The organism is Photobacterium proteolyticum (genome assembly GCF_001939735.1).
GTDB classification, from domain to species: Bacteria; Pseudomonadota; Gammaproteobacteria; order Enterobacterales; family Vibrionaceae; genus Photobacterium; species Photobacterium proteolyticum.
In genome coordinates, this window is the sequence record NZ_MJIL01000048.1 from 136,737 (window position 1) to 154,860 (window position 18,124).

Below are 18,124 nucleotides of genomic sequence, written 5' to 3' on the forward strand. Positions count from 1 at the left end.
GGAGGATTCTATCGAATTGTTGATAGAATATACAGAGCAGAAGAAAGGTTATCGGTGAATTTATTTTATAAGCACGGTCACAGAAACAGTGTCGTCACCAGCTTGAAATATTTTCTTTACCCGCTAGGGCATCAGAAAAAGAGTGAATGGGATCACAGGGCAGAAAACCGGCTTTCTACCCTAGGCTAATTACTACTGCAATGCTACTGCGCCTCGATATGTTCAACCATCAACTGAGCGCTGCAGTTTCCCCGGAACTCATTGACATCCAGGCGATATACCAGCTGAACCTGCTGGACAGAGGCATCCGGCCAGCGACGGATATCGATATTGAAAGCAATCCCGTCGATAACATTGCCACCGTCAATAGGCTCTAGCATCATTTTGAGATGCTTGCCCCCCACCAGTTTCTGGTGCAGAAGGCGAAACTTACCGTCAAACATCGGCTCGGGAAACTGCTGTCCCCACGGACCGCCCGAACGCAGCAGCTCGGCCGTTTGCAGATTAAGCTCGTTGCGATTCAGCTCGCCGTCAGTCAACAACACGCCCTTCAGGGCATCTTCATCCAGCTCGTTACGCACCGCCTGATCGAACGCCTTGCTAAAGACCGCCAGCTTATCTTCGGGAATGGTCAGCCCGGCCGCCATGGCGTGGCCGCCAAACTTGGTGATCAGTCCCGGGTTTTGGGTATCAATCAAATCAAGAACGTCGCGCATATGCAGGCCGGGAATCGAACGACACGACCCTTTGATATCGCCGCTTCCGGCATCGGCAAAGGCAATCACCGGCCGGTGGTACAACTCCTTGATCCGAGATGCCAGGATGCCTATCACGCCCTGGTGCCAATCGCGCTGGAACAGTGCCAGGCCATAGGGCATATCTTGCTGGTTGAATTTAAGGCGCTCACAAATAGCCAGTGCCTCTTCTTTCATACCATGTTCGATTTCCTTCCGGGTCTGGTTGAGGGCATCCAGCTCCGAGGCCATTCGCCGCGCCGCCTGGATATTGTCGCAAAGCAACAGCTCGACCCCGAACGACATATCGTCAAGCCGGCCTGCCGCGTTGATCCGCGGCCCGAGGGCAAAGCCCAAATCACTCGAGACCAGCCTGGCCGGATCCCGGTTGGCCACTTCTATCAGCGCCCGGATACCCGGTCGGCACTTTCCGGCACGGATACGCTGCAGCCCCTGATGGACCAAAATACGATTGTTGCCATCCAGCGCCACCACATCGGCCACCGTCCCCAGTGCCACCAAATCCAGCAGTTCAGCCAGGTTAGGCTCAGCAATCCCCTGTTGGGCAAACCAGTCCCCCTGTCGCAGCTCGGCCCGTAAGGCCAGCATCAGGTAAAACGCCACCCCGACGCCGCAAAGTGACTTGGACGGAAAATCGCACTCGTGCAAATTTGGATTAACAATCGCATCGGCCTGCGGCAACTCACTACCCGGCAAGTGGTGATCGGTCACCAACACCTGCATTCCCTTAGCCTTGGCCGCAGCGACTCCCGAAATCGAGGAGACGCCGTTATCCACCGTCATGATCAGCTCGGCCCCCCGCTCCTCTGCCTGGGCGACCACCTCCGGGCTCAACCCGTAGCCATCATCAAAACGGTTAGGAACCAGGTAGTCGACATTACTACAGCCCAGCATCTTTAACGCCAGTACCGACAATGCCGAACTGGTTGCGCCATCAGCATCAAAATCACCGACGATAATAATTCGACGGTTATCCGCCAGTGCCGACACCAGCAGCTTGACCGCCGGTTCAATACCGTGGAGCCGGTTAAAGCCCAGCAATCCCCGGGCACCACGCTCAAGATCAGCGTCTCCGGCCAAACCTCGGCTGGCGTATATCCGCTTCAGAAGCGGGTGGATAGCATCGGAAAAACCGGCGGTATCTGCCGGGGGACGGCGTTTTATTTCAATCATAACAAGGCTAAGTCTATGCTGGTTTTTGAGGGGTTAATGCTAGGCATTATAGGCGCTACGCCAAATATAAAAAACCCGAATTCGATTTCTCGAATTCGGGTTGTTTGATCGGTTAATACAGCTAGCTACGGCTGTCCAGCATCTTTCGCAACATACCCGCAGGCTGATAGCCCGGAAGCATCGTCCCGTCTTCCAGCACCATTGCCGGTGTCCCGCTGACGCCCATCGCTACGCCTAACTGATAATGCTTGCGCACAAGATCTTCGCGCTGGGCAATGCCGGTAATATCGAACTGACCATTTTTCGCCTCGTCCATTGCCTTGGCAGTGTCTTTGGCTCCCCAGATAGCACTCATTTCCGCAAAGTTGCGTGAGCGCTCGCCACCACGCGGGAAGGCCAGGTAACGGATGGTAATACCGGCATCGTTATAGGCCTGCATTTCGTTATGCAGCTTGCGGCAGTAGCCACAGCTGGTATCGGTAAATACAGTAACGACATATTTCTCGTCTTTGGCCGGGTAGACAATCATCTCGCCTTCCATACCTGCCAGCTTGGCCTTGTTCAACTTGGCCATTTTTTGCTCGGTCAGATTGACCGGCTGGGCACTATCGTTATGGTATAGCTGACCTGCAAGGAAATAGTTACCATCATCAGAAACATAAATAATTCCGCGGTCTGTCACCACCTCGTTCAGACCGGCAAGCGGCGATGGTGTGATAGAGACCGGGGCCAACCCCAGGCCACTGAGTTTCGTCTTGATTGCAGCATCATCAGGCTTAGCCGCTGCTGTAAAAGCAGTCAGTGCTACAGCAGTTGCAAGAATCGTACGGCCAAAAAAGTGCATTCGACTATTTCCTTTCAGCAAAATTATGGATAACCAATAAGACCAGTAAGAGTCCAAAAATCTTTCAGAGTTCAAATAATAAATCGACTCTTCCAGTATAACGACCCCAGGTAATAAGCAACCAGTATATCGTATTTTATCGCTTTCCCCCTACGGATGATTATTACGCCCGCGGGTGATGGGTTTCATGCAGCTGCTTGAGACGCTCTGTCGCCACATGGGTATAGATTTGCGTCGTCGAGAGATCGCTGTGGCCAAGCAGCATTTGGACTACCCGCAGATCAGCCCCGTAATTGAGTAAATGTGTGGCAAAAGCATGGCGCATTACATGGGGAGAGAGCTTGTCCGAGTCGATACCCGCCAGTACAGCATAGTGTTTGATCCGGTGCCAGAAAGTCTGACGCGTCATCTGCTTGGCACGCTTACTGGGAAAGACGACATCGGAGCTTTTCTCGCCCAGCAGTTGCGGACGGCCACTCTCGATAAACTGTTCAATCCAATCAACGGCATTTTCCCCCATCGGCACCAGCCGCTCTTTGCCGCCTTTACCAGTGACGCGCACCACGCCCTGGCGCAGGCTGACATTTTCCATCGTCAGGCTGACCAGCTCGGTCACACGCAGTCCGGTGGCATAGAGCAACTCCAGCATCGCCTTGTCCCGTAGTTCTATCGGATCGTTGGGATCGGGTGCATCCAGCAGCGCATCCACCTGCTCTTCGCTGATATCTTTCGGCAGACGCTTGGGCAGTTTCGGACTGACCAGCATCGCGCTGGGATCATCCTCGCGAATTTTCTCCCGGTGGAGGTATTGGTACAGCCGCCGAATGGCTGACACCATCCTCGCCCTGGAAGTCTGCTTATAGTCAGCATCAAACAACCATTGCTGGTAACGCTGCAAATCATCGACCGACACCTTTTCCAGGCTCAGTTTTTCCTGCTCGATCCAGCGGCACAGCTTGCTCAGGTCATTGCGGTACGAAGCCAGGGTATTGTCAGATAGCCCCCGTTCCATCCACATTGCATCAAGAAAGCGTTCAATGAGCGTTTCGTCGTTTTCCACCACAACCTCTAACCAATCGACTAATCCATCCAACTAACACATGGATAAATACACAGTAGTTTGTGCCATAGTAGTCTATTTCAGGACAAAAGTAACTTGTCATTTAACCACGAATTCCCAGGCACCTAGATTGACAAAACCGCTTATTCCCAGCCTGACGCCAGCAGGCCCTACACAGCATTAGTCAACGGGCGCTAACCTAGGTAAAATCCACGCTATTGTTCTAATGCAAAAACCAACTGGACTAGCAGCATGAAAATTGGCTTATTTTACGGCTCAACCACCTGTTACACCGAAATGGCATCAGAAAAAATCCGTGACTGTATCGGCGCGGAGCTGGTCGAACTGCATAACATCAAGGAAGCAGCGCTCAGCACCATGAACGATTTCGACATGCTGATCCTGGGTATCTCGACGTGGGATTTCGGTGAGCTGCAGGAAGACTGGGAAGCCGTCTGGGAGCAGCTTGACGGGCTGAAACTGGAAGGCAAGACAATTGCCCTGTTCGGGCTCGGCGATCAGGAAGGCTATACAGAGTGGTTCCTCGATGCGATGGGCATGCTGCACGACAAGCTGGTTCCTACCGGTGCACACTTTGTCGGCTACTGGCCCAACGAGGGTTATCAGTTTGAAGCCTCAAAGGCCCTGACCGAGGACCACAAGTTCTTTGTCGGCCTGGCTCTGGACGAGGACAGCCAGTATGAACTCAGCGACGACCGTATCACCCAGTGGTGCGAGCAAATCCTGACCGAGTATAGCGAAACCCTATAACCTTGTTCTCCAGATAAAAAAACGGGATGCCATGGCATCCCGTTTTTATTGATACAAGCTGCGTTGATACTGGCTGCAATTAAGCAGTCTGAACGTTTTGCTGCTTAGCCTCACCGCCAATGAAGCGGGAGATAACCAGTGCTGCTGTAGTCGGTAGTACCCAAGCCATACCAAAGTCAAACAGTGGCAGAATGTTCAGCGCCGACATATCGATTCCCATGAACTTCGCCGCGTCGATCAGGCTGAAGATAAAGGAAACAAGCAGTACGATACGGTAGGCCGCACGCGGATTTGGCATCCACTTGCGAACGAACGTCAGCGCAACCAAAGCGACCGCTACCGGGTACAGCGCAAACAGTACCGGAATTGACAGCGCAATCAGCTGGTTCAGGCCAACGTTAGCAATCACGGCACACACGACAGCCAGGATCACAGCCCACTTCTCGTAAGACAGCTTGGTCAGCGAGCTGAAGTAGTCAGAACACGCACTGATAAGGCCGATAGCCGTTGTCAGACAGGCAAGCAGCACGATGGTAGACAGGATCATCTGACCAACCGGGCCGAACAGTGCCTGAACGTACACCGCCAGGATAGCACCGCCGTTGTCAGCACCCGCCGCTACTGCCGAGCTGGTTGCGCCCAAGTAGAATAGCGAGATGTAGACAAACGCCAGACCTGCCGCGGCAATCACACCGGCATAGATCAGGTAGGTACAGGTTGCCTTCTCGTCAGTGATACCCTTCTTGCGGATAACATCAACAATCAGCATACCGAACATCAGTGCCGCAAAGGTATCCATGGTGTTGTAGCCTTCAAGGAAACCTTTGGTGAATGCCATCTCGGCGTAGTCACCCTGCGCCGCCAGGATCTCGCCCTGTGGGTTAACAAACACGGCAATTGCCAATACCACCAGCACAGCAAACAAGGCCGGCGTCAGGAATTTACCGATCATGTCAATCAACTTGCCGCGAGACCATGCAAAGAACAGTGCAACAGCAAAGAAAATCACAGAGAAGACAGTCAGGCTAGTCTGTCCGGCGTCGGCAATAAACGGCTTAACAGCCATTTCGTATGCCACAAGACCTGTTCGCGGTGCTGCAAAAGCGGGACCAATAATAATGAAGATCAGCACGGCCATCAGGGTTGCCACTTTCGGCGGCAAGTCGCGAGTCAGTCCATTCCAGCCACCACCGGCAACCGCAACGGCAATAATAGCGATAAGTGGCAGACCTACCGCGGTAGATAGGAAACCGAACATAGCCGGTAGCATGTTTTCACCAGCAGACAAGCCTGCCTGAGGTGGAAAAATGATGTTACCTGCGCCTAAGAAGAACGCAAAGGTCATAAAACCCAGCGCCAGTATATCTGTAATCTTGAGTGATTTATTCAAACTGCACCTTCCACTCGATGTTTGTATGATGTGTTTACATATTTAGAATTATTTGTCACAAATTACTTATTGCTAAATGTGACATGTATCGCAGCATAATGAAGAAAAAGAGAACAATAAGCAACCACCCAGTGAAAAACACCACAATCTTTGGCTACCAACCTTAAAAACCAGCACAACAAACCAAAAACAAAACCCAGCAGGGCATATAAAACTAACAAAATAAGAATATAAAAAAGATAAAAAATAGCATTAATAGCTAGGCAACAACAAATTAACAAAATTAAAAAACTCTACCGTTACACACTTAGTGGCTATAATGCTGCTCTCATGCGACCAGCAGCCAATATACCGACTGCTCAGGTGAAATGGCTTAACTTAGTGGAGATAAAATGGCAAAGGGCTTTACTTTCAAACAGTTCCACGTTGATGATTTTGGCTGCGGGATGCCAGTCAGTACCGACGGGGTGCTGCTGGGAGCCTGGGCAGAGCTCAGCCAGCACGGCCAGATCCTCGATATTGGCACAGGCAGCGGTCTGCTGGCATTAATTGCCGCCCAGCGTACCGCCGCTAGCGCCCCACAGATCGTGGCTATCGAAATTGATCCTACGGCCGCCAAGGCCGCCAGTCAGAATTTCATCCTGTCACCATGGTCAACGCGTCTGGAATGTATTGAGCAAGATGTCGAGAGCTGGGCAGCCCGGCAGCCAAGCGGCAGCTTTAATACTATCGTCTGCAACCCGCCGTATTTTAACTCGGGCTTGAAAGCTGACTGCAAATCAAGAGCGACAGCCCGTCATACCGACAGCCTGTCCCACCCGGCACTACTGGCTACGATCCGCCACTTGCTCTGTGATACCGGCTCGGCCAACCTGATCCTTCCCGAGCACGAAGGCCACCAGTTAGTCAAACTGGCACCAGCATACCAGCTATCCTGCCGCCGGCTATGCGAAGTCCGCAGTACGGAGAAGAAACCTGTCAGCCGTCTGCTCATCACCCTCTCTCGCCAGCCGGGCGACCGGGAGACTGAGCAGCTCTCCATCCATCACCAGGGGCAGTATTCCGAGCAATTCTCCGCCCTAACCCGTGATTTTTACCTTAAGCTTTGACCATCTTGCCGGGGCGCCTGCGGCAAGATGACTTTTATTCCGAAGTTTTTATACTTTAATCGGTGATACTTGCGGCAATAATCTCTATAATGCCGCCCCTTATATCAATGCCTCGTACCATTACTCTCCGCATGTTTTCGAGTAATGGCTGGCGTTAGTCTTAGTCCCGAGGAGAGATGACTGGTGAGAGACTTTACCGAATTAGAGTTAGATAGCGAGCTATTAACAGCGATTGAAGAAATCGGCTATAACCGTCCGACCGTCGTTCAAGCCCAGGCCATCCCTCATGCCCTGGACGGTAGAGACGTTCTTGCTTCCGCTCCGACCGGTACCGGAAAAACGGCCGCCTTTCTTCTGCCTATGCTTCAGCATCTTCAGGACTTCCCGCGCAAAAAGCCGGGACCTGCCCGTGTACTGGTACTAACCCCGACCCGAGAGCTGGCGATCCAGGTAGCCGATCAGGCCCGTGCCCTGGCGAAATATACCAACCAGAAAATCTTCACCATCACTGGCGGTATCTCCTACGACGAGCATGCGGAGCTGCTAGGCAAGACTCAGGACATCGTGGTAGCCACGCCGGGACGCCTGATGGAATACATCGAGGCCGAACGCTTTGACTGCCGGGCGATTGAATGCCTGATCCTGGACGAAGCTGATCGAATGCTGGATATGGGCTTCGGCAAAGTTGTCGAGCGCATCAACAACGAATGCCGCTGGCGTCGCCAGAGCCTGTTGTTCTCGGCCACCCTCGAAGGCAAGGGCGTACGCGAGTTCTCGACCACAATTTTGACCGATCCTGTGGAAGTCAACGCCGAGCCGTCTCGCCGCGAGCGCAAGAAAATTCACCAGCTCTACCTGCGCTGTGATGATATGCCTCACAAGCTGGCATTGCTTGAGAACATCCTCAACCAGCAGGCCGAGCGCAGCATCGTCTTTATCAAAACCCGTGAGCGCCTGGCTGCATTGCGTGATCAGCTGGCAGCCATGAATATCAAATGCAGCTGGATCCAGGGTGAAATGGCGCAGGCTTCGCGCAACAATGCGATTGCCCGCTTCCGCGATGGCGAAGTCAACGTTCTGCTGGCAACGGATGTCGCCGCCCGTGGTATCGACCTGCCGGACGTAAGCCATGTCATCAACTTTGACATGCCGCGTACTGCCGACGTCTACCTGCACCGTATCGGCCGTACCGCCCGCGCAGGTAAGAAAGGCAATGCAATTTCGCTTATCGAGGCGCACGATCAACCAATGATCGAGCGTGTCGGCCGTTATATGAAGGAAGAAGTGCCGGAGCGATTTATCAGCGGATTACGCCCTGCAAGCAAAAAGGCGAAAACGGTGAAGAAGAAAAAGGTGAAAGTCGACAAGAAGCTCAAGGCAGCCAAACAGAAGAAAGTGGCCAAGAAGAAAAAGAAAGCAGCAAAACCAGACAGCAAATAAACAGAAAAGGCAGGGAATTCCCTGCCTTTGCTTTATCTGGCAAGTCATCGAGGCTGCTCGCTACTGCTCCTCGCGCTTGAAGACCAGCTCTTTGTCTGTCGATTCCGCCGGTACAAAATAATACCCAGCCACATCAAACTGCTTCAGATCTTCCACCGAGTTAATCTTATTATCAATAATATAGCGGGCCATCATGCCACGCGCTTTCTTGGCATAGAAGCTAATCACCTTGTAATTGCCGTTCTTGCAATCCTTGAATACCGGGGTGATCAGCTGGGCATCCAGCTTCTTCGGTTTCACCGACTTGAAGTACTCGTTCGAGGCCAGGTTAACCAGTATCTTGTCACCCTGCTCGGCCAGCGCGGCATTCAGCTTGTCGGTAATGATATCGCCCCAGAACTGGTACAGGTTGGTGCCTCGCGGATTGGCAAGCTTGGTTCCCATTTCCAGGCGATACGGCTGCATCAAATCCAGCGGGCGCAGCAACCCGTACAAGCCTGATAGCATGCGAAGATGCTGCTGGGCGTAGGCAAAACCTTCTTCAGTCAGGGTTTCTGCTGCCAATCCGGTATAGACGTCACCTTTGAAGGCCAGAATAGCCTGACGTGCATTCTCGGTCGTAAACTCCGGCTGCCATTCAGCAAAACGGGCCGCATTCAACCCGGCGATTTTGTCACTGACCTTCATCAGGCTGGCTATGTCCATCGGTGTCAGTTCCCGGCACACCTCGATAAGCTCGGCTGCATGATCGGTAAGCGCTGGCTGGGTATAGGTCTGTGTTGCCAGAGGCGATTCGTAATCAAGTGTTTTTGCTGGAGAAACCACAATTAACATAAGGCTTTATTCCCATTAAGGCTAACTGCACGAAAGATTAACACTGATGCAAAAAAAAACCACGCGATAGTCGCGTGGCTGTGGTTATTTTTCTGATAGGCAGGGCCAATCAGCGTTTGTCAGACTGATCCCAAATCCCTTCTTCCAACTGGGCATGCAGCTCCGGATAGTCGTTACTATCGAACGTCGGCACTTTACCCAGCGACAACTGCTTGTTGTAGTCCCGGGCCAGCTTTACCACGGTGCCCGACAACAGCACGATGGCAATCAGGTTGATGATTGCCATCATCCCCATTGAGACATCGGCCATCGCCCACACGGTCGGCAGATCCGCCACGGCACCAAACATCACCATCCCCAGTACCACGATCCTAAATACCGTCAGGCCCGCTTTATGGTTATGCTCGAGGAAGATCAGGTTGGTTTCGGCATACGAGTAGTTGGCGACCAGCGAGGTGAAAGCAAAGAAAAAGATCGCAACGGCAATAAAGACCGAGCCCCAGCTTCCGACCTGCGAGCTAAGCGCACGCTGCGTCAGCTCGATACCGGTGATTTCGCCGTGTGGTACATACTCACCAGACATCAGAATAATCGCGACGGTTGCCGAGCAGATCACTATGGTATCCATAAAGACCCCGAGCATCTGCACATAGCCCTGCGAGGCCGGGTGAGGCGGGTAGGGTGTCGCAGACGCCGCAGCATTGGGCGCCGAACCCATACCGGCTTCATTGGAGAACAAGCCACGCTTCAGACCATTGATCATGCCCTGGGCAATGGAGTAGCCCAGCGCACCCGAGGCCGCTTCTTCGAGGCCAAAGGCACTGCGGAAAATCATCAGTAAGACATCAGGCAGCTTGCCAAGGTTGGTAAACATAATAAAGAGTGCCAGCACCAGATAACACAGCGCCATTGCCGGTACCAGGATCTCTGCGGTACGCGCTATCGCCCGCAGGCCGCCAAAAATGATGACTCCTGCCATCAGCACCAGCACCACGCCGACATAAGTCGGATTCCAGCCAAATGCCACATTCATCGCCAGGGTAATGGAGTTGGCCTGTACCGAGTTAAACACCAAGCCGAAAGCAATGATCAGGAAGATCGAGAACACCACCCCCATCCAGCGCATGCCGAGACCTTTCTCCATATAGTAGGCAGGCCCGCCCCGGTAGTTGCCGTCATCATCACGTGTCTTGTACAGCTGTGCCAGCGCACTCTCGGCAAATGCCGTTGCCATTCCCAGCATGGCAATCAGCCACATCCAGAAAATGGCACCCGGTCCCCCGAGAGTCAGAGCCACCGCAACCCCGGCCATATTGCCGGTTCCCACCCGTGCAGCCAGACTGGTACACAGTGCCTGAAAGGAAGAAATCCCTGCCTTGTCCGATTTACGGCTGTTCTTCATGACGCTGAACATATGGCCGAAATGCCTGAACTGAATAAACCCCAAGCGATAGGTGAAAAAAATACCCACCCCAATCAGCAGGTAGATGAGCACGGAGCCCCATAACAGATCGTTTAGAAAATTAATCTGGCTTGACACGTATACCCCTCAAAAATGATAGAAAGGACTATTTCCAGCACGTTTTCCAATGGTGCTGAATATAATCAAAAAAATAGTAGGGTTGCCTGTTTTTACAACCTTCGTCGTTCTTTTTTATGCGGTAATTGACAGGTAGACAATTCGCTCAATCTCACGATTATGCGCTACCTGAATGCAGCTCATCAGTGTTGTATCACTGCAGATGGCATATGATCATGCAAAGATATTGGTGAAAAATCAATATGCACAGCTGGAATACAAGCGCATTAACGCCTTACCGATAAGCACTATATTCAAATGCTTAAATGAAAATTATTAACAATTTCAATGAATAGTGACAACACCACTACCCTGCCCTAGCACGCCATTTTCGCCTTTTCGTTATCCTGCCGCATATTCTCCTGTCCAGTACCAGTTAAACTTGCTTGTACGATGGATATTGGCTGAGAAAGCAATAATACTCTCCAGGCACAGTCCAATTTGGACAGCCTGAAAAGCACTTCTTTTCCTTCGATCATTTGAGTTCAAAATCGACCATTTTTTAATCAACCAGGTGCTAACTGCGAAGTAGCACTCATAAAAAGTTCATAAATACATAACAAATGCGAAACAGGTCAATTTTATTTTAATTGCCGATATGATATTTAATTAGTGACCAATCTGGTAAGGAAAGAGGTGCTTTATGGATAGCTTTGCATTCGATGACATTCTTGCAACAGATACACCGCGCCGTGCTGCACGCAGCAAACCCGTCAAGCGTAAGTGGCGTGAAATTGAAGCTCTCAAGGACAAGCAGAGACTTCGTAAAGAATTAGAAGATATTGATATGTTCCGCGACTATTCCGACGATATCGATATCAGTTAATTCACTCTTCGACACTAAAAAGCACCGGTTTTTTGCCGGTGCTTTTTTCTATCCGCTCAGAGAGCCTGTCTGAACTTTAGCGAACTACACGCTCAGTCGTTCTGCCAGGTTGCGGTAACGCTCTGACACCTTGTCTCCGAATAGCGGATCACAATCGCACTCTTGGTATTCAGCCGATACGGCAATCCAGTCTTCAGCCGTAAACGTTTTGCGGATCAAAGGAAGAACATGTTTTTCCTCAAACTCCAGGTGGGCTTTTTGCCTTGCCACGAAAGTATTGAGTTTCTCGGCAAAGACATCAAGGGGGATCACCGCATCCATCAAGATCATGTCCACGGCATCGGCGAACTCATGGGTTAGCTTGGCCAGTTCCTTATGTTCGGCTTCCAGGCTTTGCATTTCGCCACAACTTGCATAATGGGACTGATAATAGCGATACAGCAGATCTTCTTTCGGGTGATGGCAACACTCAGCGTGCTTTTGCAAATATTCGACGATGTCTTTAATCAAACTGTAATTCACCGGTTGGCCATTCTGAATCGCAACCAGCTTCTGCTTCAGAATGTTCAGCAGCCGGTTAATATAGCCATGCTCGGTATGAATGCTTTCCAACATCATAGCTCCCTCCCAAATATTCTTCCTTAAACATTATTTTGAGTGTAAGCCGAAGTGGGCAAAGTCGCTTTGATCCTGATTATTTAACAATCAATTTAGTTACAAAAAGTTCACATTCCACCCAATCAGATACAATCATCTAACTTCCAATCTATTGCTGGTTTATTCATCTGCCCAAGCAACATATTGGTCTGGGAGAAATGCTTGCAGCCAAAGAATCCGCGATAAGCTGACAGCGGAGAGGGGTGAGCAGAGGTCAGGACATGGTGTTTGTCAGTGTTTATTCTCTTTCCCTTTTTCTGTGCATGCGATCCCCATAACAGAAAAACCACCCCGTCAAGCTGTTGATCCAACTCTTCAATTACCCGGTCGGTAAACGTCTCCCAGCCAATTTTGGCATGTGAGTGCGCTTTGCCCTGCTCGACGGTGAGAACAGTGTTCAGCAGCAACACGCCCTGGCGTGCCCAGTGCTGAAGATAACCATGCTGGGGTATCGAAAAGTCAGGGAGATCGGTGGCCAGTTCTTTATACATATTGGCCAAGGAAGGCGGTGTTTTGATACCGGGACGTACAGAAAAACTCAAGCCATGGGCCTGATCCGGACCATGATATGGATCCTGACCGAGTATAACCACTTTGACATCTTCAAACGGCGTGGTATCAAAAGCACTGAAAACATCTTGCTCGGGAGGAAAGATCACTTTCCCGGCTGCACGCTCGGCAGCGACAAACTGTTCGATATGCTGAAAATACGGCAGCTCTCGCTCCTGGCGAATAAGCGCCTGCCAGGTCATCACTTGGTTCATGGCTTGCTCCTGATACTAAACTAAGCCGCTTATTTTAATCCCCTTTCAGCGAATAATAAAATACGGCCACCCCTCAGGAGCAATCACTCAGCCCCCTCACAGCCTACTTCTGCTCGGGCGTATGATGGTTATGGTGTTGAGTCGGTGTCCGCCAGTGACCTCGCCCCTGAACAGGGCGGTTCGCCTGGGGAAACCGCATTGTATGGCCAATATACAAGATCATCATGTCGGTATTCATAATAGCCTCCAAGGCCTTTCTACAAATAAAATTAGGTTCATACCAAGCTATGAAAGATCGATGCCAAAAAATCAACAAAGAGAAATAGCTCTTACTAATCAATTATTTGTATTTATGGCAACTATATTTAATACCGAAGCGGACCGCACCCAATACGGGCAAATGCTCGATTTAGGTGCGACCGCGTACTGCAAAAAGATGCCGGCCTATTGCGGCACAAACGAGCGAAGCGTATTGATCTCTTGCTGCCAGATCTCCGGGTTAATGGTCTCTAAGACCAGCGGAATACCGTCAAAACGCTGATCCTGCATCAGAAACCGAAAACAGTCCCAGCCAATCTCTCCTTCACCAAGGCTATGGTGACGATCAAGCCGGCTTCCCAGCCCTCCCTTAGAATCATTCAGGTGCATACCGCGCAAATAATTCATACCAACCACCTGGTCAAACTGAGCAAACGTTGCTTCGGTTGCCGCTTCGGTACGCAGATCATAACCGGCGGCAAACGTATGGCAGGTATCGATACACACCCCGACCCGTGTCTTGTCTTCGACCTGCTCAATGATTTCGGCGAGGTGTTCAAATCGCCAGCCCAGGTTACTGCCCTGACCGGCGGTATTCTCAATCACGGCAACAACGCCAGGGACTTCCTGATGGGCTAAATTAATAGACTCTGCAATCAATGCCAAACAGTCACGCTCAGAAATCTTCTTTAGATGGCTCCCCGGGTGGAAGTTAAGCAGGGTCAGCCCCAGTTGTCGGCAGCGCTGCATTTCATCAATAAACGCATTACGTGACTTTTCCAGCTTCTCTGTTTCCGGCGCCCCTAAGTTAATCAGGTACGAGTCATGAGGCAAAATGGCATCCGGTGAAAATCCGTATTGCTGGCAACGTGCCTTGAACGCCAGGATCGTGTCCTCTTCCAACGGCTTTGCCACCCACTGGCGCTGATTTTTGGTAAAAAGTGCAAATGCATTTGCGCCTATGTTGGCGGCATTTTGCGGGGCATTAAATACCCCACCAGCGGCTGATACATGCGCCCCAATTAACTTCATTGCTTTACCTTCTACTACTGTGTTGTTGGTGGTGAACAGCGTTACTTTCAAACGTTTTCCACTACAAAATGATCTGATACTGGCCACATTATTACGACCATTTAAGGTTATACACCCTGCAATTTGTTGTAATTTTACTACATTTGATCAATTCAAATAATTTTGAATATATAAAATATAGATAAATAACCAATAAATATAAAGCTTAATTGACCTAGCTCAAAAAAACAGCCCTAGTTAATTCAAGGTTTTTTGTGGTAAATTGATCTAAATCAATACCAATTTTAGGTTAACGAGATATATAATACCCAGCTCGACACAAAATCGAAAAAATTAACGACATCCTTCGGAGGAGTAAGTCATGATCACAGGTATTCAAATCACCAAAGCTGCAAACGACGATCTACTGAATTCAATTTGGCTGCTGGACGGCGAAAAAAATGAAGCGCGTTGCGTAAGTGCAAAAGCGGGTTTCGAGGCCGATCAAATCGTTGCTACTTCTGATCTAGGCGACATCGAGTACCGCGAACTGCCAATCGAAGCACCAGCAAAAATCGAAGGCGGTCAACACCTGAACGTTAACGTTCTTAAGCGTGAAACACTGGAAGATGCAGCCAAGCACCCAGAAAAATACCCACAGCTAACCATCCGTGTTTCTGGCTATGCGGTACGTTTCAACTCGCTGACAACTGAGCAGCAGCGCGATGTTATCGCTCGCACCTTTACTAACAGCCTATAATCGCTGCTAAGTAATCGATAATAAAACGGCACTTCAGGTGCCGTTTTTGTCTCTCCCGATCAGTCATTTCTGCCCCAAACTTATCAATATCCCTTCTTTTGTTTAGTTTATATTCAACTACAAACACACAACAAGTTTGATATATACATCTCACTTCCGATCAAAACTTAGACACTTTCACCAAAAAGTGGGTACATTGTCAGCATTGACTGCCAACACCAACTCTTGGTTTAGCAGACAATTTCAACTGATGGAGTCATTCAAACACACATCTCAGGAGCCAGCTTAATGAAGTTAATACTAAAACTAATTACAGGTATTTTGGTCGGTATCCTACTCGGATTTTTTGCCCCCGATGCAATCATTCGTGTCCTGCTCACAGTGAAGCTACTCGGCGGACAGCTCATTGGATTCACAATCCCCTTAATTATCCTTTTCTACATCACCAGCGGTATTGCCAGCCTGCCCAAAAACTCCGGTTCGCTATTAGGTAAAACCGTCGTACTATCATATGGTTCCACCATCATTGCCGGTAGTCTGGCCTTTCTCGTCGCCAGCCTGGTTATTGCCGGCCTGCCCGAGCCAGCCGCAGCCGCCTCGGATGCATCAGAAAAACTCGCTAGCTATATCAACCTGGAAATTCCTCCGCTCTTCGGAGTCATGACAGCCCTGGCTACCGCCTTCTTGTTTGGCCTTGGCATCAGTATTACCAACAGCACGCAACTGAAAGCCCTTGCCGAGGAAGGGCGCGGCGTCATCGACCTGCTGCTGGCCAAAGTGATTATTCCACTGCTACCGTTCTATATTGCCGGCGTCTTTGCCGAAATGTCAGCCGAAGGCACGGTCTTTACTACTCTGAAAACCTTCGGCGTAGTACTGGCACTCGCCATTTTCATGCACTGGGTCTGGATCATGATTCAGTACACAATTACCGGCCTAGCCGTCGGCCACTCCCCGGTAAAGCTGATCAAAAACATGCTACCGGCTTATTTCACCGCGATTGGTACGATGTCTTCTGCCGCAACGATCCCTGTTACTCTGCGTCAGACCAAGGCAAATGGCGTCGATGACTCCATCGCCAACTTCACAATCCCACTGTGTGCCACCATCCACCTGTCAGGCTCGACCATCACGCTGGTTACCTGCTCAACGGCTGTCATGGCACTGAGTCAGCATATTGCCATTCCGTCATTAATGGATATGCTGCCGTTTATCATGATGCTGGGTATTACAATGATTGCCGCACCGGGTGCGCCGGGTGGTGCCGTAATGGCCGCGCTGGGATTGATGGCAAGCATGCTTGGATTCGGAGAGGCAGAACTAGCTCTTATGATAGCCCTATATATGGCTCAGGACAGCTTCGGTACCGCCTGTAACATTACCGGGGACGGTGCTATTTCCCTGTGGGTTAATAAATTTGCCAAGCGACAGCCTGAGACAGAGTCAGCCCCGCAAATCCAAGAAGAAAGCTAAAGTCGATAACACAAAATAAAAAAGTAATAGAAAAGGTAGCCGGAAAACTCATACTTTCCCTTGGCTACCTTTCTTTTTATTGACTCTTGTCGGCTCTCGGTTATCCAGCTCCTGACAACAATAAATAAATCTTAATCCTGGACGCTTCTCAGCACCGCCTTCAGCTGTTCAAAATCATTATCACGCTCTAGCGACAGCAGCTCCATGGCATTGTGCTTAGCCAACGGTGCCGGCAAGTCGATGTCTTTTTCAAGGATCTCGTCAACCACTTCCTTGAATTTCGCCGGATGGGCCGTACACAGGAACATACCGGTTTCGCCCTCTTCAAGCTGCTCGTTCAGGATTCGATAGGCAATGGCACCATGCGGTTCACACAAGTAGCCTTCGGCATCCATCTGGCGTAGCGTTTCAGCCGTCTGCTCATCAGTGACCGCGCCATAGCCCAGCTCATCAAGTCCCCAACCTTTTAGCTTGCAAAGCTCTTCGATACGCGGCCAGTTGTTTGGCTGGCTCACATCCATCGCATTGGAAATCGTCGGGACCGTCGGTGCCGGTGCCCACTCGCCATTTTGGAGGTAACGTGGCACCGTATCGTTGACGTTGGTCGCCGCAATAAAGCGCTTAACCGGCAAGCCCAGAGATTTAGCCAGCAATCCCGCAGTGAGGTTACCGAAGTTACCGCTAGGCACTGCAACCACCAGGTTGTCGCGTTCGGCTTTAGGCAGCTGCGATACCGCCTCGAAGTAGTAGCAAATCTGGGCCATCAGACGGCTAATATTGATGGAGTTCGCCGAGTTAAGGCCCACTTCCTGGCGCAGTGCTTCGTCGTCAAATGCCTGCTTCACCAGCGCCTGACAGTCATCGAAAGTACCGTCTACCGCCACGGTGCTAATATTGCCCCCCAGAGTACAAAACAGCTTTTCCTGCAACGGGCTGATCTTGCCTTTCGGATACAGGATCACTACCTTGATGTTGTCCATTCCATAGAAGGCATGGGCCACGGCCGCTCCCGTATCACCCGAGGTTGCAGTAAGAATAGTGATCTTGCCGTCGCTGTCTGTCACTGCAGCCAGTGACTGGGCCATAAAACGACCGCCAAAATCTTTGAACGCCAGCGTCGGGCCATGAAATAGCTCAAGGGCGTACACCCCGTCTTTCACCTTGGCAACAGGTGCCGGGAACTGAAAGGCATTGCCAACCATCTGGGCGACGGTTTCATCAGCGAGCTCTTCTCCAATGAAGGCCGAAAGGATCTTGCTGCTTCGGCTGACAAAATCCATCTCCAGCAAGGCATCAACATCGCCCAGTTCCGGTAGCTCAGAAGGGAAAAAGAGTCCCTGGTTGCGCCCTAGACCCTGACGAACTGCCTGGCCAAACGAAACCTGTTCCTGATGTTCTTTTAGGTTATACAACTTCATTG

17 protein-coding genes are annotated in these 18,124 nt (G+C 50.7%); 6 read left to right on the top strand and 11 right to left on the bottom strand.

The genetic code is table 11. From position 1 onward, the window contains the following. Nucleotides 1-203: 203 nt before the first annotated feature. From recJ to xerD, 3 genes are all read right to left on the bottom strand, one after another. Entirely contained in the window at nt 204-1,928 is a 1,725-nt protein-coding gene (gene recJ, locus BIT28_RS05080; RefSeq protein WP_075762558.1) for a single-stranded-DNA-specific exonuclease RecJ, read from the bottom strand. 121 nt (nt 1,929-2,049) lie between these two features. Beyond that, nucleotides 2,050-2,772 carry a bifunctional protein-disulfide isomerase/oxidoreductase DsbC gene (gene dsbC, locus BIT28_RS05085; RefSeq protein WP_075762559.1) on the bottom strand — a complete coding sequence of 241 codons (723 nt, stop codon included), beginning with the start codon at nt 2,770-2,772 and terminating at the stop codon, nt 2,050-2,052. A gap of 163 nt (nt 2,773-2,935) precedes the next feature. Then, nucleotides 2,936-3,832: a site-specific tyrosine recombinase XerD gene (gene xerD / locus BIT28_RS05090; protein WP_075762560.1), complete on the bottom strand. Its 897-nt coding sequence runs from the start codon at nt 3,830-3,832 to the stop codon at nt 2,936-2,938. 252 nt (nt 3,833-4,084) lie between these two features. Here xerD and fldB point away from each other — a divergent pair, with 252 nt between their 5' ends. Further along, complete coding sequence (gene fldB / locus BIT28_RS05095) at nt 4,085-4,603, top strand: flavodoxin FldB (RefSeq protein WP_075762561.1); 519 nt, start codon at nt 4,085-4,087, stop codon at nt 4,601-4,603. Between the two features lie 79 nt (nt 4,604-4,682). On the opposite strand, the gene brnQ is transcribed toward fldB, so the two are convergent. Further along, complete coding sequence (gene brnQ / locus BIT28_RS05100; RefSeq protein WP_075762562.1) at nt 4,683-5,993, bottom strand: branched-chain amino acid transport system II carrier protein; 1,311 nt, start codon at nt 5,991-5,993, stop codon at nt 4,683-4,685. Between the two features lie 392 nt (nt 5,994-6,385). Between brnQ and BIT28_RS05105 the strand changes: the two genes are divergently transcribed. Further along, the gene (locus tag BIT28_RS05105) at nt 6,386-7,102 is read left to right on the top strand and encodes a tRNA1(Val) (adenine(37)-N6)-methyltransferase (RefSeq protein ID WP_075762563.1); all 717 of its coding nucleotides are present in this window, start codon (nt 6,386-6,388) and stop codon (nt 7,100-7,102) included. A 183-nt stretch (nt 7,103-7,285) separates the two neighbouring features. Next, nucleotides 7,286-8,542 carry an ATP-dependent RNA helicase SrmB gene (gene srmB, locus BIT28_RS05110; RefSeq protein WP_075762564.1) on the top strand — a complete coding sequence of 419 codons (1,257 nt, stop codon included), beginning with the start codon at nt 7,286-7,288 and terminating at the stop codon, nt 8,540-8,542. 60 nt (nt 8,543-8,602) lie between these two features. On the opposite strand, the gene yaaA is transcribed toward srmB, so the two are convergent. Together yaaA and BIT28_RS05120 are read right to left on the bottom strand one after the other, a co-directional pair. Then, nucleotides 8,603-9,376 (bottom strand): peroxide stress protein YaaA, encoded by a 774-nt coding sequence (gene yaaA, locus BIT28_RS05115; RefSeq protein ID WP_075762565.1) that lies wholly within the window; start codon nt 9,374-9,376, stop codon nt 8,603-8,605. 109 nt (nt 9,377-9,485) lie between these two features. After that, entirely contained in the window at nt 9,486-10,916 is a 1,431-nt protein-coding gene (locus BIT28_RS05120) for an alanine/glycine:cation symporter family protein (protein ID WP_075762566.1), read from the bottom strand. 682 nt (nt 10,917-11,598) lie between these two features. Here BIT28_RS05120 and BIT28_RS05125 point away from each other — a divergent pair. Beyond that, nucleotides 11,599-11,781: a DUF3545 family protein gene (locus BIT28_RS05125; RefSeq protein ID WP_075762567.1), complete on the top strand. Its 183-nt coding sequence runs from the start codon at nt 11,599-11,601 to the stop codon at nt 11,779-11,781. An 84-nt stretch (nt 11,782-11,865) separates the two neighbouring features. Here the strand turns inward: BIT28_RS05125 and BIT28_RS05130 are convergent, their stop codons facing one another. The 4 genes from BIT28_RS05130 to nfo form a co-directional block, all read right to left on the bottom strand. Beyond that, on the bottom strand, nt 11,866-12,399 hold the full coding sequence (locus BIT28_RS05130; RefSeq protein ID WP_075762568.1) for a hemerythrin domain-containing protein: 534 nt from the start codon (nt 12,397-12,399) through the stop codon (nt 11,866-11,868). 122 nt (nt 12,400-12,521) lie between these two features. After that, nucleotides 12,522-13,202, bottom strand: a complete 681-nt coding sequence (ung, locus tag BIT28_RS05135) for a uracil-DNA glycosylase (protein ID WP_075762569.1) — start codon at nt 13,200-13,202, stop codon at nt 12,522-12,524. Nucleotides 13,203-13,305: 103 nt separating this feature from the next. Then, entirely contained in the window at nt 13,306-13,440 is a 135-nt protein-coding gene (locus BIT28_RS30170; RefSeq protein WP_281251552.1) for a hypothetical protein, read from the bottom strand. A gap of 206 nt (nt 13,441-13,646) precedes the next feature. After that, a complete protein-coding gene (gene nfo / locus BIT28_RS05140) occupies nt 13,647-14,492 on the bottom strand; it encodes a deoxyribonuclease IV (protein ID WP_075762570.1) in 846 nt (281 codons plus the stop codon). A gap of 361 nt (nt 14,493-14,853) precedes the next feature. Between nfo and grcA the strand changes: the two genes are divergently transcribed. Next, nucleotides 14,854-15,231: an autonomous glycyl radical cofactor GrcA gene (gene grcA, locus BIT28_RS05145; protein WP_075762571.1), complete on the top strand. Its 378-nt coding sequence runs from the start codon at nt 14,854-14,856 to the stop codon at nt 15,229-15,231. 288 nt (nt 15,232-15,519) lie between these two features. Next, the gene (locus BIT28_RS05150) at nt 15,520-16,704 is read left to right on the top strand and encodes a dicarboxylate/amino acid:cation symporter (RefSeq protein ID WP_075762572.1); all 1,185 of its coding nucleotides are present in this window, start codon (nt 15,520-15,522) and stop codon (nt 16,702-16,704) included. 131 nt (nt 16,705-16,835) lie between these two features. On the opposite strand, the gene thrC is transcribed toward BIT28_RS05150, so the two are convergent. After that, nucleotides 16,836-18,122, bottom strand: a complete 1,287-nt coding sequence (gene thrC, locus BIT28_RS05155; RefSeq protein WP_075762573.1) for a threonine synthase — start codon at nt 18,120-18,122, stop codon at nt 16,836-16,838. Nucleotides 18,123-18,124: the final 2 nt, after the last annotated feature.

Coding starts and splice junctions, on each gene's coding strand:
- recJ (WP_075762558.1), bottom strand. CDS start 1,928: ATGATTGAAATAAAACGCCGTCCCCCGGCAGATACCGCCGGTTTTTCC.
- dsbC (WP_075762559.1), bottom strand. CDS start 2,772: ATGCACTTTTTTGGCCGTACGATTCTTGCAACTGCTGTAGCACTGACT.
- fldB (WP_075762561.1), top strand. CDS start 4,085: ATGAAAATTGGCTTATTTTACGGCTCAACCACCTGTTACACCGAAATG.
- BIT28_RS05105 (WP_075762563.1), top strand. CDS start 6,386: ATGGCAAAGGGCTTTACTTTCAAACAGTTCCACGTTGATGATTTTGGC.
- yaaA (WP_075762565.1), bottom strand. CDS start 9,376: ATGTTAATTGTGGTTTCTCCAGCAAAAACACTTGATTACGAATCGCCT.
- BIT28_RS05125 (WP_075762567.1), top strand. CDS start 11,599: ATGGATAGCTTTGCATTCGATGACATTCTTGCAACAGATACACCGCGC.
- BIT28_RS05130 (WP_075762568.1), bottom strand. CDS start 12,399: ATGATGTTGGAAAGCATTCATACCGAGCATGGCTATATTAACCGGCTG.
- ung (WP_075762569.1), bottom strand. CDS start 13,202: ATGAACCAAGTGATGACCTGGCAGGCGCTTATTCGCCAGGAGCGAGAG.
- BIT28_RS30170 (WP_281251552.1), bottom strand. CDS start 13,440: ATGAATACCGACATGATGATCTTGTATATTGGCCATACAATGCGGTTT.
- nfo (WP_075762570.1), bottom strand. CDS start 14,492: ATGAAGTTAATTGGGGCGCATGTATCAGCCGCTGGTGGGGTATTTAAT.
- grcA (WP_075762571.1), top strand. CDS start 14,854: ATGATCACAGGTATTCAAATCACCAAAGCTGCAAACGACGATCTACTG.
- BIT28_RS05150 (WP_075762572.1), top strand. CDS start 15,520: ATGAAGTTAATACTAAAACTAATTACAGGTATTTTGGTCGGTATCCTA.
- thrC (WP_075762573.1), bottom strand. CDS start 18,122: ATGAAGTTGTATAACCTAAAAGAACATCAGGAACAGGTTTCGTTTGGC.